The sequence below is a fragment of the Pseudoalteromonas sp. SWYJ118 genome, from assembly GCF_015864505.1.
Taxonomy (GTDB): Bacteria; Pseudomonadota; Gammaproteobacteria; order Enterobacterales; family Alteromonadaceae; genus Pseudoalteromonas; species Pseudoalteromonas arctica.
In genome coordinates this window covers 26727-41130 of sequence record NZ_JADYXC010000002.1, presented here as the reverse complement: position 1 = coordinate 41130, position 14404 = coordinate 26727, and the positions used below count along the sequence as shown (strand labels likewise).

The window sequence follows — 14404 nt, the reverse complement described above, 5'->3', positions numbered from 1 at the left end:
TGTACTGTGTTATTTTTGTTCAGTCTATTTTAATAAAACGTTGTTGTCAAAAAGACTATATGGTGTTAAGTTTACCTTGCACACTAAAAAACACACAACAGGTACATCATGCATAAAAATAAACTAACGATTGCTATTTTATTAGGAATGTCGAGCCTTGCACTTGGCTGTAATGGCTCAGCAGAGCAAAGTAAACCGACACTAAAAGCACAAAAAGCGCCGGAGCAATTAACGCTTAAAGCGCAATTTAAAGATCATTTTAAAATTGGTACAGCAATTAGCCGCGACCAAGTATTAGGAGCTTTGCCTGAAGATTTAAACGTAGCTAAAGCGCAATTTAATACCTTTACGCCAGAAAATTCTATGAAGTGGGAGCGTATACACCCAGAGCTTGAAACGTATGATTTTGAAGCCGCTGATGCGTTAGTTAAGTACGCACAAGAGAACAACCAAGAGTTAGTTGGGCATACATTAGTGTGGCATTCGCAAACGCCTGATTGGGTTTTTGAAGACGAGCAGGGCGAACCGCTTACCCGCGACGCATTACTTAAGCGTATGCAAAACCATATTAATGCTGTTGCAGGGCGTTATAAAAACCGTATTTTTGCATGGGACGTTGTAAACGAAGCACTTAACGAAGACGGCACACTGCGTGAATCTAAATGGAGCACCATTATTGGTGACGACTTTATAGAATACGCGTTTAAATACGCTAAGCAGGCAGCGCCTAATGCCAAGCTGTATTACAACGACTACAACTTGTATAAGCCAGAAAAAAGAGCCGGTGCAATTGCGCTTATTAAAAATTTACAAAGCAAAGGCATTGAAATAGATGGTATTGGTATGCAAGCGCATTATTCGCTTGATAACCCAGAGCTTTCGTTAATGGAAGACTCTATTGTGGCATACGCAGCAACAGGTATTGATGTAATGATAACCGAGCTTGATATTTCGGTTTTACCGTTCCCTGAAGGTGAAGAACAAGGCGCTGACATTTCGTTAGATATTGCCTTGCAAGAGCGCTTTAATCCATACCCGAATGGTTTACCGAGTGAAGTAAATACCCAGTTGGGCGAGCGTTATAAAGCCGTATTTAACATACTTAAAAAGCATGACGATAAAGTAAGCCGCGTAACATTTTGGGGTATAAGCGATGCAGGCACTTGGCGTAACGATTGGCCAATGCAAGGGCGCACCGATTACCCATTATTAATTGACCGTGAGTTAAAACTTAAAAGCTTTGTAAGCGATTTATAATAGTAAAAAACATTTAATCTCCCGTAAAGGATCGCTTAATAGCGATCCTTTTTTGGTTTTAAGCGCTTAAAATAGCTATTTTTGATAGGTTTATTATTAAGATTTCAAGTTAGTTAAGCAGTAACTAATATGCGTTTGCAAAGGCACTTGTGGTGTTAAATAGCTAAATGGGAAGTGTGGGGTATTTGGGCTGTCGGGGCAAAATTGCGGCTCTAGGCAAATACCGTCATGTGCATTAAAAGGACTTTTTAAATGCTGCCCTGTATACACCTGAATGGCAGGGTAGTTAGAAAGCACACTCAGCATTACCTTTTCATCAGCACTTGTAAGCTCAGCGTGTTGCTTATTGGTTTGCAGGTTAAGTGTTTGTTCGGTTACAAAGTTATGATCGAGTTTATCGGTTTTATTAAGCACTCGCGCATTTGTATAGTCAAAAGGCGTATTGGCTACAGGGGCTATTAAGCCTGTGGGAATTGCGTGCGAATTTATGGGCGTATAATGCGCTGCGGCCAATTTTAATATATGCCCTTGTGCGCTGTTAGTAATGCCATTTAAATTAAAATATGGGTGCGCTGTTGGCCCTGCAATGGTTTTTTTATTACTGGTAATTGTAAATTTAATATCAAGATTACTCTGGTTTTTACTGTTAGTGGTAAAGCTGTACAGCACATTAAATGTGGTTTTACCTGGGTAGCCGTTGTAACCATCGGGTAGGGTAATACTTAAACTTAATGCATTTTTGTGATGATAATCGAGCTGCCAAAACAAGTCGCTTAATGCTTTTTGACCGCCGTGGAGTTGGTTTACTCCTTCGTTTTTATTAAGCTCATAGGCTTTATCATCAATGTGTACTTGTGCGTTACTTAGCCTGTTTGCATAAGGACCGGCTACCGCGCCTAAGTAAAACGTATCGTTTAAATAGTCATTAATATTAGAATAGCCAAGTATAATATTTCGTTTTTTATTATCAACATGGGTAACCCAGCTGGTAAGCCGGGCACCGTAGTTAATAATAGAAATAGTATCGTTTGTTTCATTACTTAGTGTGTATGGAACAAGTGAAGTTGTCATGGTGGTTACTCTTTTAATTGTTCATTCTGGCTTTTTTAATTTCTTCTTTTACGATTGGATACAGATCGTAAGTTGGGTAAAACTCAGTGCTGTAGGCTTTCCAACCATAGCGCTCAATCGATAAATTTACTTTTGGTAATAACGCTGCTGGAAAGCGCAAGGTAACAACTTGGCCTATGCCCATCATTACTTTCCAAGATTCTACCGTTGCACCCTCTGGCGGAAAATGTTTGTAAAAGTTAGCGTTGTTGAGTATTTCTTTTATTTCAGAGAGGCTTTTTGATTGGTCGTGCTTTAAAAAAATCGTTAGCATTAGTTCATCATTTTGAGCGTCATTTGCCCATGCGTTAAAACTAGTGCTTGCACTAAAAAGCATAATTAATAGTAAGTATTTCATCATATTCCTTAAATTTAAAAATGCGCTAAGCATTGGGATACTTAGCGCATTAATTGGATAAAGTTTGGATTATTTAGCGCATTACGCGTACTAAATATATTAAGCGTTGGCTTTAATTAACGCGTGCGCGGTGCTAACTAGGTTTTTGGTTGTAAAGCCAAAGTGCGCTAATAGCACGTTACCTGGCGCCGATTCACCAAAGGTGCTCATACCAATTACTTTGCCTTGTAAGCCAACATATTTAAGCCAGTAATCTTGGTGTGAGGTTTCGATTGCAATGCGCTTTACAACCGAGTTTGGTAATACACTTTGCTTGTAATCGTCTGATTGCAGGTCGAACAATGTGGTGCTTGGCATAGATACCACACGCACGGCAACGCCTTGTGCTGTAAGCTCTTTAGCGGCTTGCATTGCTAAATCAACCTCAGAGCCTGTTGCAATTAAAATAAGCTCAGGCGTTTTACTGCTATCGCTAAGAATGTAGCCGCCTTTTTCTATGTCGTTAATTTGCTGCGCGCTACGTGGCTGGTGGTTTAGCCCTTGGCGACTAAAAATAAGCGCAGTAGGTTGATGCTGATTTTGTATTGCGTTTTTCCACGATACTGCAGTTTCTACTGCATCACATGGGCGCCATGTTACTAGGTTTGGCGTCATACGTAGGTTGGCTAGTTGCTCAATAGGTTGGTGAGTTGGACCGTCTTCACCTTGGCCAATAGAGTCGTGGGTATACACAAATATATTTTGAATACCCATAAGTGCCGACATTCTTACTGCGTTACGGGCGTATTCCATAAACATTAAAAACGTAGCACCGTAATTAATAAAACCACTGTGCAGTGATATGCCATTCATAATGCCGCTCATACCAAACTCGCGCACGCCATAAAACAGGTAATTACCGCTGGCGTCATCTGCGCTTATGCCTTTGGAGCCAGACCACAGCGTTAAGTTAGAACCGGCTAAATCGGCAGAGCCACCCAGTAACTCTGGTAAATGCGGGGCAAAGGCTTCAATGGTGTTTTGCGAGGCTTTTCGGCTGGCAATGTTAGCGGCGTCATTGTTGCACTGTGCAATATAGTTGTTTGCAATAGCTTCAAAGTTGTCAGGCAGGGTGCGTTTAATTACGCGACGCTCAAATTCTTTAGCAAGCTCTGGGTGGCTTTTGGTGTAGTCGCTAAACAGTTGTTGCCATTGTTTTTGTTTTTTATCACCGCTTTGTTTAGCGTCCCAATGGGCGTAAATATCATCACTGATACTAAATGCTTTATTTGGGAGGTTTAAAAATTTGCGTGCAGCAGTTATTTCGTCATTGCCTAATGGCGAGCCGTGGCAGTCGTGCGAGCCTGATTTATTTGGCGAGCCAAAGCCAATCACGGTTTTACAACAAAGTAGGGTAGGTTTATCGCTCACTAGTTTGGCTTGTGCAATGGCGCTGGCAATTTGTTCTGGGTCGTGGCCGTCTATATCTTTTATTACATGCCAGCCGTAAGCGTCAAAGCGTTTAGCGGTGTCGTCGGTAAACCAGCCCTCAACGTGTCCGTCGATAGATATGCCGTTATCGTCCCAAAAAGCAATAAGTTTACCCAGGCCTAATGTGCCTGCAAGCGAACATGCTTCGTGCGATATGCCTTCCATTAAACAGCCATCACCCATAAAACAGTAAGTGTAATGATCAACAATATCAAAACTCTCTTTGTTAAATTGTGCTGCTAGGGCTTTTTCGGCAATGGCCATCCCTACGGCATTTGATAAACCTGCGCCAAGCGGACCTGTGGTTGTTTCAACACCTGGGGTATAACCGTATTCAGGATGACCTGGGGTTTTTGAATGCATTTGTCTAAATTGTTTAAGCTCGCTAAGTGGTAGCTCGTACCCGCTTAAATGCAATAAAGAATAAATAAGCATAGAGCCGTGACCGTTACTGAGTACAAAGCGGTCTCGGTTAGGCCAATTTGGATCGTTAGGATTGTGGTTTAAAAAATCGTTCCACAGTACTTCGGCTATATCGGCCATACCCATAGGTGCGCCCGGATGCCCTGAATTTGCTTGCTGTACCGCATCCATACTGAGTGCGCGAATGGCATTAGCAAAAGGCGCACGAGAAGAAAGCTGAGTCATGTATTACCTCAAATAAAAATAAAAAAGCCCGCACGTAATGTGGCAGGCTTGAGGGAAATTAGTGTAGTAGGTCTTCAACCAATTTAGCTAAAATACGCTGGTCTTTGGCAAAGTTACGAATGCCTTCACCGAGCTTTTCGCTGGCCATTGCATCTTCGTTGTGCTGCCATAAAAACTGCTGATGGGTGAGTGCGGTTAAGTCACTTTGCGGTGCTTTGGCAATGTTTGCAGCGTCAAGCTTTGTAACCAGTTCACCTTCTTGGCTTTGTAAACTATTTAACAGTGGTGGCGAGATAGTGAGTAAATCACAGCCAGCAAGTTCGATTATTTCTTCAATGTTTCTAAAGCTTGCGCCCATTACCACCGTTTTATAATCGTACTTTTTGTAATACTGATAAATACCAGTAACCGACTGCACACCAGGATCTTCACTTGGGGTGTACTCTTTGTTTTCAGACGCTTTATACCAATCAAGAATACGACCAACAAACGGAGATATAAGCGTTACGTTAGCTTGTGCGCAGGCAATGGCTTGAGCCATCGAAAAAAGCAGCGTTAAGTTACACTTAATGCCTTCTTTTTCTAACTGCTCGGCGGCTTTAATGCCTTCCCATGTTGAAGCAAGTTTAATGAGTACGCGGTCTTTTGAAATACCGGCTTGCTCGTAAAGTGAAATAAGCTTACGCCCTTTGACAATACTTGCTTGGGTGTCAAACGATAAACGCGCATCTACTTCGCTCGATATACGCCCAGGTATTACTTTTAGTATTTCACAGCCAAAGTTAACAATAAGTTGGTCGCATATAGCGTCAACGTTGTTGCCAGCTTTTTGTATAGCGTCTTCAATTAAATGTTTATATTGAGGTAATTTTGCAGCTTGTAAAATTAACGAAGGATTGGTTGTTGCATCAACCGGTTGTAGGGCTTTGATTGACTCTACATCGCCACTGTCGGCAACGACTGTGGTTACTTTTTTGAGTTGTTCTAACAAGTTCATAATGATGTACGCCTCGGCTTTAAAACCGAGGCGATGTCCTTATACGTAGCGGTTAACAATATTCTCAAGCAGCTCTTGGCGACCAGAAACTTGCTTAGGATCGATGTTGTTCTCGTGTACTAAGGCTGAAAGGCTCTCAAGTGATTGCTCACCATTTAGAATGCTTTGACCTAGGTCTTCTTTCCAACCAGCGTAACGTTTTTCAACAAAATCAGTCAGCTCGCCACCTTCAATCATTGCTGCTGCATTGAGTAATGCTTTAGCCATTGTATCCATACCGCCAATGTGACCAATGAATAAGTCATCACGCTCACACGATTGACGACGAAGTTTAGTGTCAAAGTTAAAGCCACCGGTTGTAAAACCACCCATTTTTAAAATTTCGTAAACAACAAGTGTGCACTCGGCTACGTCGTTAGGAAATTGGTCAGTATCCCAACCGTTTTGCATGTCGCCACGGTTAGCATCAATACTACCCATAATGCCCTCAGCGCAAGCAACTGCAATTTCGTGATGGAAACTATGACCCGCAAGTGTTGCGTGGTTTGCTTCAATGTTTACTTTAATTTCGTCTTGTAAGCCATGCTTATATAAAAAGCCTGCAACCGTTGCTGTATCGTAATCGTACTGGTGCTTAGTTGGCTCTTGTGGTTTTGGCTCAATTAATAATGTGCCTTTAAAACCAATTTTTTTCTTGTGCTCTACAACCATTTTCAAAAAGCGTGCGTACTGTTCGCTTTCTTGTGCAAGGTCTGTATTTAGTAGCGTATCGTAACCTTCACGGCCACCCCAAAGTACGTAGTTTTCGCCGCCTAAACGATGCGTAATTTCCATTGCATGTTTAACTTGTGCTGCTGCGTATGCATACGTATTAGGATTAGGGTTTGTTGCACCACCGGCACAAAAACGCTGATTTGAGAATAAGTTAGCAGTACCCCACAGTAGTTTTACACCTGTGCGCTGCATTTCTTTTTCGATAATGTTAGCTATGTGCGTTACGTTATCGTGGCTTTCTTGTAGTGTTTTGCCTTCAGGGGCAATATCAACATCATGAAAACAAAAGTAAGGAACGCCTAATTTTTCATAAAATTCAAAGGCTACTTTTACTTTTTGTTCAGCAAGTTCTAATTGGTTGCCTACAGGTTGGATCCAAGGACGGTCAAACGTACCTTCACCAAAAATATCAAACCCTGTAGAACAAAAGTTATGCCAGTAACAGGCTGCAAAACGTAAATGTTCTTTCATTGTTTTGCCAAGCACTACTTGGTTTTCGTCGTAGTAACGAAATGCAAATGGGTTTTTAGAGTTTTCACCCTCAAATTTAATTTTTTCAACGTTTGTAAAAAATTGTTCGCTCATAATGTGCTCCATTAATTTTATAATAGTGTATTAAAAGTATGTTTTTACACTTTGGTAAAGTGCTTTGTATGTTGTGTATTGCTGTGCGTAAAAGTTTTGCATGACTGGGTCTGGCTCAATTGTTTGCGTTACTTTGCCGTTAACACACACTTGTTGTGCAGGGAGTTGTGTTACTGCTATTCGGGCAAGCCTTGCTGCGCCAAATGCGGGGCCAACTTCTGAGCCTTCTCGGTAAATTAGGGGGCGGTTGAGTACACTTGCGATGATTTTTCCCCACAGTGGGCTTTTAGCGCCACCACCAATAACGGTTACATCGTCAATTTGTGCGCCGGCATCAAGCAGTACTTGTTGGCCATCGGCAAAGGCAAAAGCAACGCCCTCGAGTACTGCACGGCCAAGAGCTGCTGCATCGGTATCGCTGTCTAAACCAAAAAATACGCCTTTGGCATCGGGGTTATTATGCGGCGTACGCTCGCCAGTTAAATAAGGTAAAAATATGACAGAGCTTGGTTTGCTAAAATCGCATTTACTTACTTGTTCAAGCAATGCGCTTTCGTTTTTAAAACCGGTTAATTTAGTGACCCAGGTTAAACAGCTTGCTGCGCTTAACACCACTGACATTTGGTGCCAGGTGTTTTCAATGCAATGACAAAAAGTATGTACAGCACCTTCTGGGTTAGGCAGGTATTTATCGTTAGCAACAAAGTAAACGCCCGAAGTACCTAATGACAAAAACGCTTGTTTAGGCCTTACTACGCCAACACCAGCAGCGCCTGCGGCATTATCGCCACCACCTGCAACAACAGGCACTTGCTCCATACCCCATTTAGCAGCAACTTGGGCTGTTAATTTGCCAGTAATTTGTGTGCCCTCAAAAAGGGTAGGCATGTGTTGCTCTGTTAAGTCGCAAGCGCTAAGCATTTTTTGCGACCATGCTCTTTTTTCTACGTCTAGCCACAGTGTGCCTGCTGAGTCAGACATGTCTGATGCAAAATCACCGGTCATTAAAAAGCGTAGGTAGTCTTTTGGTAATAATACTTTGGCTACTTTTGCAAAGTTTTCTGGTTCAAACTCTTTTAACCACACCAATTTAGGTGCAGTAAAACCAGGCATTGCTATGTTGCCGGTAATATTACGAGAATTTGGTTCGCGTTTTTCAAGCTCTACACATTGTGCTGCACTGCGCCCGTCGTTCCATAAAATGGCTGGGCGAATAATGTTATTGTTTTTATCAAGCAGCGTAGCGCCATGCATTTGCCCAGAAAGGCCCACAGCCTTTACCGATTTTAGTAATGCAGGGTGAGTATTTTTAAGCTCATCAATTGCACTACATGTAGCAAGCCACCAATCTGTAGGGTTTTGCTCAGAAAAAAGTGGTGCTGGGCGTGAAACGCTTAAAGATCCACTTGCTTGAGCAAGCAATTGGTCTTGCTCGTCTAAAATAATTACTTTTACACCTGAAGTGCCTAAATCGATACCAAGGAACATAAATGTGATGCTTAATGTTGTTTTAGTGTTAGCGCTAACATTAATGATTTGATATTGTTAAGTCAAGCTAGTTTTAAACTATGTTTAACAATTAATTTGCAAGTTTATTGCTTGGTTGTTGGAGTTCACTTAAATTTCTTTTTAAGATCATAAGGAAACACTATGAAAAAAATAAACTGGGGTATTGTTGGTTGTGGCCGAATTGCTGCACAATTTTGTGAAGACTTAGCACATACAAATAATGGTGTTGCGTACGCAGTTGCAGCAAGAAATGGGGATGATGCAACCGCTTTTGCGAGCAAGTATGGTGCGGCCAATGCCTACGAAGGGTATCAGGCATTATTTGACGATAAAAACGTTGATGTAGTTTACATTGCGACCCCGCATAACTTTCACTTTAAAAATGCCAGCGATGCTATTAAAGCAGGTAAGCATGTATTGTGCGAAAAGCCCATTACGGTTTCGGCTGAAGAGTGCAAGCAGTTGTCTTTACTGGCTAAAAAGCACGACGTATTTTTAATGGAAGCCATGTGGACGTACTTTTTACCTGCAATACAAAAAGCAAAACAATGGGTAGAGCAAGGGCGAATTGGCACTATTAAACATGTTAAAGCTGACTTTGGTTACCCTGTGCCTTTTAACCCCGACGGGCGTGAATACAACCCAGATTTAGCGGGCGGTTGTTTACTTGATATGGGAATTTATCCGCTTGCCATTGCCAATTACTTTTTAAATAACGACCTTGAAAACTTACACGTAAGAGCAAATATTCGCTATAAAGGCGTGGAAGACGATGTACTTATTACTGCTAATTGTGGCGATGTCATGGTGAGCTTAGCAACGTCATTTCAATGCCGGTTAGGGAATGGCGCGTATATTATTGGCGACAAAGGCTATATAAAAATACCCGATGCATTTAGAGCTTATGAGTGCTCTTTGTATGAGCTTGATGACTTAATTGAGCATTTTGAAGATGGCAGGCAGTCACAAGGTTACAGCTTTGAAGCCCAAGAAGTAGGGCGCTTACTGAGCGAAAATAAACGAGAGAGTGACATTATGAGCCACTCTCAAAGTTTACTTTTACAATCACAAATGGAGCGTATTAAAGCCCTGTTTTAAAATAGTTTTAAGAGAACTTTAATAGAGCTTTAAAAGAGTTTTGAATGAGCTTTAAAGCAGTTTCAAAAAGCTTTCAATCAACTAATAAACTTAACTGGCGGCGATTTATTCGCCGCTAGGTTCGTCATAATTAAAAAATGAAAAGTGAGCTTCTTTATTTCTCCCCGATAAGTCTTGGCAGGCCATACCAACAAAAGCGCCGGTAAAACACGGGCGATACCCTTGTGGTGATTGCTGCACGTAATCATCAGATAAAATACTGCCATCGAGCACTGGACCAAACTTTATCCAGCAGTTTTTCTCGGTAGCATAATAAAACTGTAGCTGCGCGCCATTAAAATCAGCTTTTAAGTAAACAGGTTTGTTTGTTTTAAGCAAAAACGGTGCAACAGGCGTGCTTGTTTGATATTTATCGCAGCTTATTATATTTAAATAACGTGGTGTGGTTTCATCGCCTACATCGCCGCCGCTTATATGCAAATAGTAGTAATGTGCGGTGTTGTAATAACATACTAGCCCCGCCATTTGCTGAAAACTGCTCGGCGCAAAATCAACGCATGTGCTGCTAACAGTATGATGAGCCTGTACACGCCTGGCAATAAAACTTTGCTGATGCAATGAGCTTAAAGACTCTTTACCTACTAGGGTGAGCGATGCTTTTTGGATGTTTCTATAGACCCAACTTTTGCACATAGGTATACGCAATGACTGAAAATCAACAGTAAGCTCATCGTTACTAAAATCAATATGTGCAGGAGGTTGCGGCTGGGGATTTAGCGTTAAACCTTCAACGGGTACGTGTATTCTGGGGGCTTTATTTGTGTGTTTTGCATAAGGCCAGCCATCGTCTTTCCAGATTATTTGCTCAATCCCTGTTTCACGCCCTGTAATGCAGCGGCCACGCTCAGTCAGTGGTCTTGATGTTAAAAATACCGTGTACCAATCACCGGTTTGTGTTTGAAAAAAATCTCCATGGCCACATTTTTGTAGCGCATTAATCGGCTCATGTACTGCTGTTATTACAGGGTTGTGTGGGTGTACTTGGTAAGGGCCAAATACGTTTTTAGCACGCGCTACACTAATGCAGTGTTCATACCCAGTGCCACCTTCAGCGGTAATTAAATAGTAGTAATCGCCGCGTTTTAAAATATGTGGGCCTTCAGTGCAACCAAGTTCTGTGCCTGAAAATATAGGTTTAACATCGCCTATTAACTTATTGGTTTTTAGGCAAAGCTCTTGCATCACTATGCCACCAAATAGTGCGTTGTTGCGGTGATCAACCAACATGTTGAGTAAATAACTTTTACCGTCATCATCGTGAAAAATAGACGGATCAAAACCGCTAGAATTTAAGTAAGTCGCTTGTGACCAGTTACCGGTAATATCAGTGGTTGATACAAAATAGTTTGGTGTGTCTTTCCAAGGGCCATCAAAGCTTTTTACATTGGTATATACCAAATAAAAACACCTATTGTTGTAGCTAAGTTGCGCAGCCCATACGCCGCAAGAGTCGGGCACTCCTCGCATATCGAGTTGCTCTACGGTGTTAAGTGCTTGGCCTATAACTCGCCAATTTACTAAATCGGTAGAGTGGTGAATTTGCACACCGCCAAACCATTCAAATGTTGAAGTGGCTATGTAGTAGTCGTTATTAACTCTGACAATGTTTGGGTCTGGGTTAAAGCCTCTTAGAATTGGGTTTTGCAGCATGCTCATAATATAGGCCTTTTTAAGTTTTTTATATTATTGGGTGTGAATATTATAAATTTGTTGTTAGCGCTAACATTTTCAGTGTAGTATAAGACTTTGTCAATAAGTAATCATTTAAAACGCGCTGTAAACAATATCAAGCTTTACAATTATGTATAATGAAAATTAAGAAAGTTAATTATAACAATCCACTGATTGTGAGTAGGTAATAACAGTAATGGCCGATCCTAAAAGAGCAAGAATACAAGATGTAGCCGAGCAGGCTGGTGTATCAATGATGACGGTTTCGCGCGTGCTCAACCAAGACAAAAAAGTAAGCGACAAAACCCGCGAAAAAGTAATGGCTGTTGTTGAGCAATTAAATTACAGGCCAAATGTGTCTGCTAGGCGCCTTGCTAGTACTAAGTCATTCTTTTTAGGGCTTTTATACGATAACCCAAGTGACTCTTACATAAGCCAATTTTTATTGGCAGCGCTTAAAAAATGCCGCGCATTGGGCTACCACCTTGTTGTTGACGAAGCGCATACCGATATTGACAAAACAATTGAATCGGTAAAGCAACTTATTGATGTTACACAGGTTGATGGCATGATTTTACTGCCACCTATGTGCGACAACGAACAGGTTTTAGATGTTCTTACTAAAGCAAATATTCCGTTTGTAAGAATAACACCAGATACAAAATTAAATCGCTCCCCTTATATATGCATGGACGATTATCAAGCGGCGTTTGATGTTACAGAGCATTTAATAAATCAAGGGCATAGCAAAATTGCACATATTATTGGCGACACTAAACAAGGTGTAAGCCGTTTGCGTTACCAAGGTTATTTAGATGCATTGCGCTCTAATAAAATAATAACGCCACCTGAGTATATAGAGCAGGGCAGTTTTACCTATCAATCGGGCATGGAAGCGGCAATAAAATTACTTTCGCTTGATGATAAACCAACAGCTATTTTTGCAGCTAACGATGATATGGCGGCCGCTGTAATCTCAATAGCTCAAAAACAAGGTATTAATATTCCAAGCGAACTCTCGGTTGTTGGCTTTGATGACACGCAACTTGCAACCATAGTTTGGCCAAATATTTCTACGGTAAAACAGCCTATTAATGAAATGGCTGAGCTTGCGATTACTTTACTTGCATCGGGTCAGTATAACGATTTAAGCAATGTAAAAAGCTTAGACTTAAGACATATTTTAGATTTTGAATTAATAGAAAGAGAATCAAGCTCAGCCAATAAAAACAACTAAATAAACGAGTACGCACACCCTTTTGAGCTTCAAAATCTATATAAAATAACAACAACACACAATATGGATACTTATGAACGAGAAAGAAAATGTACTTTTAATAGTACTGGTTTGCTTTGTTGCGACCATTGGCGGGTTTTTATTTGGTTTTGACAGCGGTGTAATTAACGGCACGGTTGATGGATTACAAACGGCATTTGGCTCCAGTAGTGCGGGTACGGGATTTAACGTATCGAGCATGCTAATTGGTTGTGCCATTGGTGCGTTTTGCGCAGGTCGGTTAGCTGATAAATTTGGTCGGCGTCCGATATTACTTTTTGCCGCTGCTTTATTTATTATAAGTGCTTGGGGCTCGGGTGTGTCAGTCACCTCGTTTGAATTTGTGATTTATCGCATTTTAGGCGGCTTAGCTGTAGGGGCTGCGTCGGTTATGACCCCAGCTTATATTAGCGAGATTGCCCCCGCTCGATACAGAGGCACGCTCTCTACACTTCAACAAGTGGCTATTATTTTTGGTTTGTTTAGCGCATTTGTGAGTAACTATTTTTTAGCAAATACGGCTGGCGGCTCTACGGCTATATTTTGGCTCGACTTTGAAACATGGCGTTGGATGTTTTGGGTTGAGTTATTACCGGCATGCTTGTTTTTAATCGCTTTATTTTTTATCCCCGAAAGCCCGCGATACCTAATTATGGCTGGTAAAAAAGACGCTGCTGCACGTGTTTTATCGTCATTATATGGTGCTGAAACTGCCGCTCTTAAATTAAATGAAATAGCAGAGTCTCTTGCTGGCGATAAACACCACCCTAAATTATCTGATCTTATTGATAAACCTAAAAAACGTTTACGCCCCATTGTTTGGATAGGAATTGGCTTAGCTACATTTCAGCAATTAGTAGGCATTAACGTTGTTTTTTACTACGGCGCGGTACTTTGGCAAGCAGCCGGTTTTACTGAATCTGACGCGTTACTTATTAATATAATAAGCGGCTTTGTAAGTATTTTAGCGGTGTTTATTACCATGTATTTTATAGACAAAATTGGCAGAAAACCTTTTTTGTTAACCGGCTCAATTGGTATGACGGTGACACTTTCGGTTATTGTTAATGCCTTTTTAAATGCAGATATTGGCTCAACAGGCAACTTAGAATTAGGAGAGCAGGGCATAGTTGCTTTAATAGCCGCTAATGCTTATGTATTCTTTTTTAACTTATCGTGGGGCCCTGTAATGTGGGTTATGTTAGGCGAAATGTTCCCTAACCAAATTCGCGGCTCTGGCCTTGCAGTTACCGGCTTTGCCCAGTGGATAGCTAACTTTTTAATTACCTGGTCGTTCCCTGTTATGCTCACCGGTATAGGTTTAGCAGGTGCGTATGGTTTTTACGCATTTTGCGCGTTTGTTTCAGTTATATTTGTATTTAAGTTTTTACACGAAACCAAAGGCAAAGAGCTTGAACAAATGAAAGGGTAAATATTATTCCTTTAATAAGCGCCAAAACTAAAGCAATAGAACTAGAATAATAGAACTAAAGCAATAGTTTTGGCGTTGTTATACTGCTTCACTCGTTAAGCTTTTTTTACTAAACCCAAACACTTTATAAACTCGCAGTAACTATCTCACTTCTCAATA

Annotated in this window: 11 protein-coding genes; 4 read left to right on the top strand and 7 right to left on the bottom strand. The window is 41.1% G+C overall.

Features of this window, described 5'->3' with window-relative positions:
• Positions 1 to 108 precede the first annotated feature (108 nt).
• A complete protein-coding gene (locus I6F48_RS02920; RefSeq protein ID WP_197118751.1) occupies positions 109 to 1257 on the top strand; it encodes an endo-1,4-beta-xylanase in 1149 nt (382 codons plus the stop codon).
• A 96-nt stretch (positions 1258 to 1353) separates the two neighbouring features.
• Here I6F48_RS02920 and I6F48_RS02915 read toward each other — a convergent pair whose 3' ends face one another.
• The 6 genes from I6F48_RS02915 to xylB form a co-directional block, all read right to left on the bottom strand.
• Positions 1354 to 2328 (bottom strand): aldose epimerase family protein, encoded by a 975-nt coding sequence (locus tag I6F48_RS02915; RefSeq protein ID WP_197118750.1) that lies wholly within the window; start codon positions 2326 to 2328, stop codon positions 1354 to 1356.
• Positions 2329 to 2341: 13 nt separating this feature from the next.
• Positions 2342 to 2725 carry a hypothetical protein gene (locus I6F48_RS02910; RefSeq protein ID WP_197118749.1) on the bottom strand — a complete coding sequence of 128 codons (384 nt, stop codon included), beginning with the start codon at positions 2723 to 2725 and terminating at the stop codon, positions 2342 to 2344.
• A 99-nt stretch (positions 2726 to 2824) separates the two neighbouring features.
• The gene (gene tkt, locus I6F48_RS02905; RefSeq protein WP_197118748.1) at positions 2825 to 4843 is read right to left on the bottom strand and encodes a transketolase; all 2019 of its coding nucleotides are present in this window, start codon (positions 4841 to 4843) and stop codon (positions 2825 to 2827) included.
• A 58-nt stretch (positions 4844 to 4901) separates the two neighbouring features.
• Positions 4902 to 5840, bottom strand: coding sequence for a transaldolase (tal, locus tag I6F48_RS02900; RefSeq protein ID WP_197118747.1), 939 nt, complete (start codon positions 5838 to 5840; stop codon positions 4902 to 4904).
• Between the two features lie 39 nt (positions 5841 to 5879).
• Positions 5880 to 7199, bottom strand: a complete 1320-nt coding sequence (gene xylA / locus I6F48_RS02895; RefSeq protein ID WP_007375167.1) for a xylose isomerase — start codon at positions 7197 to 7199, stop codon at positions 5880 to 5882.
• Positions 7200 to 7229: 30 nt separating this feature from the next.
• Complete coding sequence (gene xylB / locus I6F48_RS02890; protein ID WP_197118746.1) at positions 7230 to 8687, bottom strand: xylulokinase; 1458 nt, start codon at positions 8685 to 8687, stop codon at positions 7230 to 7232.
• A gap of 162 nt (positions 8688 to 8849) precedes the next feature.
• On the opposite strand from xylB, the gene I6F48_RS02885 reads away from it, so the two are divergent.
• Positions 8850 to 9806 carry a Gfo/Idh/MocA family protein gene (locus I6F48_RS02885; RefSeq protein ID WP_024594230.1) on the top strand — a complete coding sequence of 319 codons (957 nt, stop codon included), beginning with the start codon at positions 8850 to 8852 and terminating at the stop codon, positions 9804 to 9806.
• 105 nt (positions 9807 to 9911) lie between these two features.
• On the opposite strand, the gene I6F48_RS02880 is transcribed toward I6F48_RS02885, so the two are convergent.
• On the bottom strand, positions 9912 to 11522 hold the full coding sequence (locus I6F48_RS02880) for a glycoside hydrolase family 43 protein (RefSeq protein ID WP_197118745.1): 1611 nt from the start codon (positions 11520 to 11522) through the stop codon (positions 9912 to 9914).
• 211 nt (positions 11523 to 11733) lie between these two features.
• On the opposite strand from I6F48_RS02880, the gene I6F48_RS02875 reads away from it, so the two are divergent.
• Together I6F48_RS02875 and I6F48_RS02870 are read left to right on the top strand one after the other, a co-directional pair.
• Positions 11734 to 12774 (top strand): LacI family DNA-binding transcriptional regulator, encoded by a 1041-nt coding sequence (locus I6F48_RS02875; RefSeq protein WP_197118744.1) that lies wholly within the window; start codon positions 11734 to 11736, stop codon positions 12772 to 12774.
• A gap of 67 nt (positions 12775 to 12841) precedes the next feature.
• Positions 12842 to 14245 carry a sugar porter family MFS transporter gene (locus I6F48_RS02870; RefSeq protein WP_442960986.1) on the top strand — a complete coding sequence of 468 codons (1404 nt, stop codon included), beginning with the start codon at positions 12842 to 12844 and terminating at the stop codon, positions 14243 to 14245.
• Positions 14246 to 14404: the final 159 nt, after the last annotated feature.

What these genes read in the sequence shown, in the direction of transcription:
- tal (WP_197118747.1), bottom strand. Translation starts at nt 5,840, where the DNA reads ATGAACTTGTTAGAACAACTCAAAAAAGTAACCACAGTCGTTGCCGAC.
- I6F48_RS02875 (WP_197118744.1), top strand. Translation starts at nt 11,734, where the DNA reads ATGGCCGATCCTAAAAGAGCAAGAATACAAGATGTAGCCGAGCAGGCT.
- I6F48_RS02885 (WP_024594230.1), top strand. Translation starts at nt 8,850, where the DNA reads ATGAAAAAAATAAACTGGGGTATTGTTGGTTGTGGCCGAATTGCTGCA.
- I6F48_RS02910 (WP_197118749.1), bottom strand. Translation starts at nt 2,725, where the DNA reads ATGAAATACTTACTATTAATTATGCTTTTTAGTGCAAGCACTAGTTTT.
- I6F48_RS02920 (WP_197118751.1), top strand. Translation starts at nt 109, where the DNA reads ATGCATAAAAATAAACTAACGATTGCTATTTTATTAGGAATGTCGAGC.
- I6F48_RS02915 (WP_197118750.1), bottom strand. Translation starts at nt 2,328, where the DNA reads ATGACAACTTCACTTGTTCCATACACACTAAGTAATGAAACAAACGAT.
- xylA (WP_007375167.1), bottom strand. Translation starts at nt 7,199, where the DNA reads ATGAGCGAACAATTTTTTACAAACGTTGAAAAAATTAAATTTGAGGGT.
- I6F48_RS02880 (WP_197118745.1), bottom strand. Translation starts at nt 11,522, where the DNA reads ATGAGCATGCTGCAAAACCCAATTCTAAGAGGCTTTAACCCAGACCCA.
- tkt (WP_197118748.1), bottom strand. Translation starts at nt 4,843, where the DNA reads ATGACTCAGCTTTCTTCTCGTGCGCCTTTTGCTAATGCCATTCGCGCA.
- xylB (WP_197118746.1), bottom strand. Translation starts at nt 8,687, where the DNA reads ATGTTCCTTGGTATCGATTTAGGCACTTCAGGTGTAAAAGTAATTATT.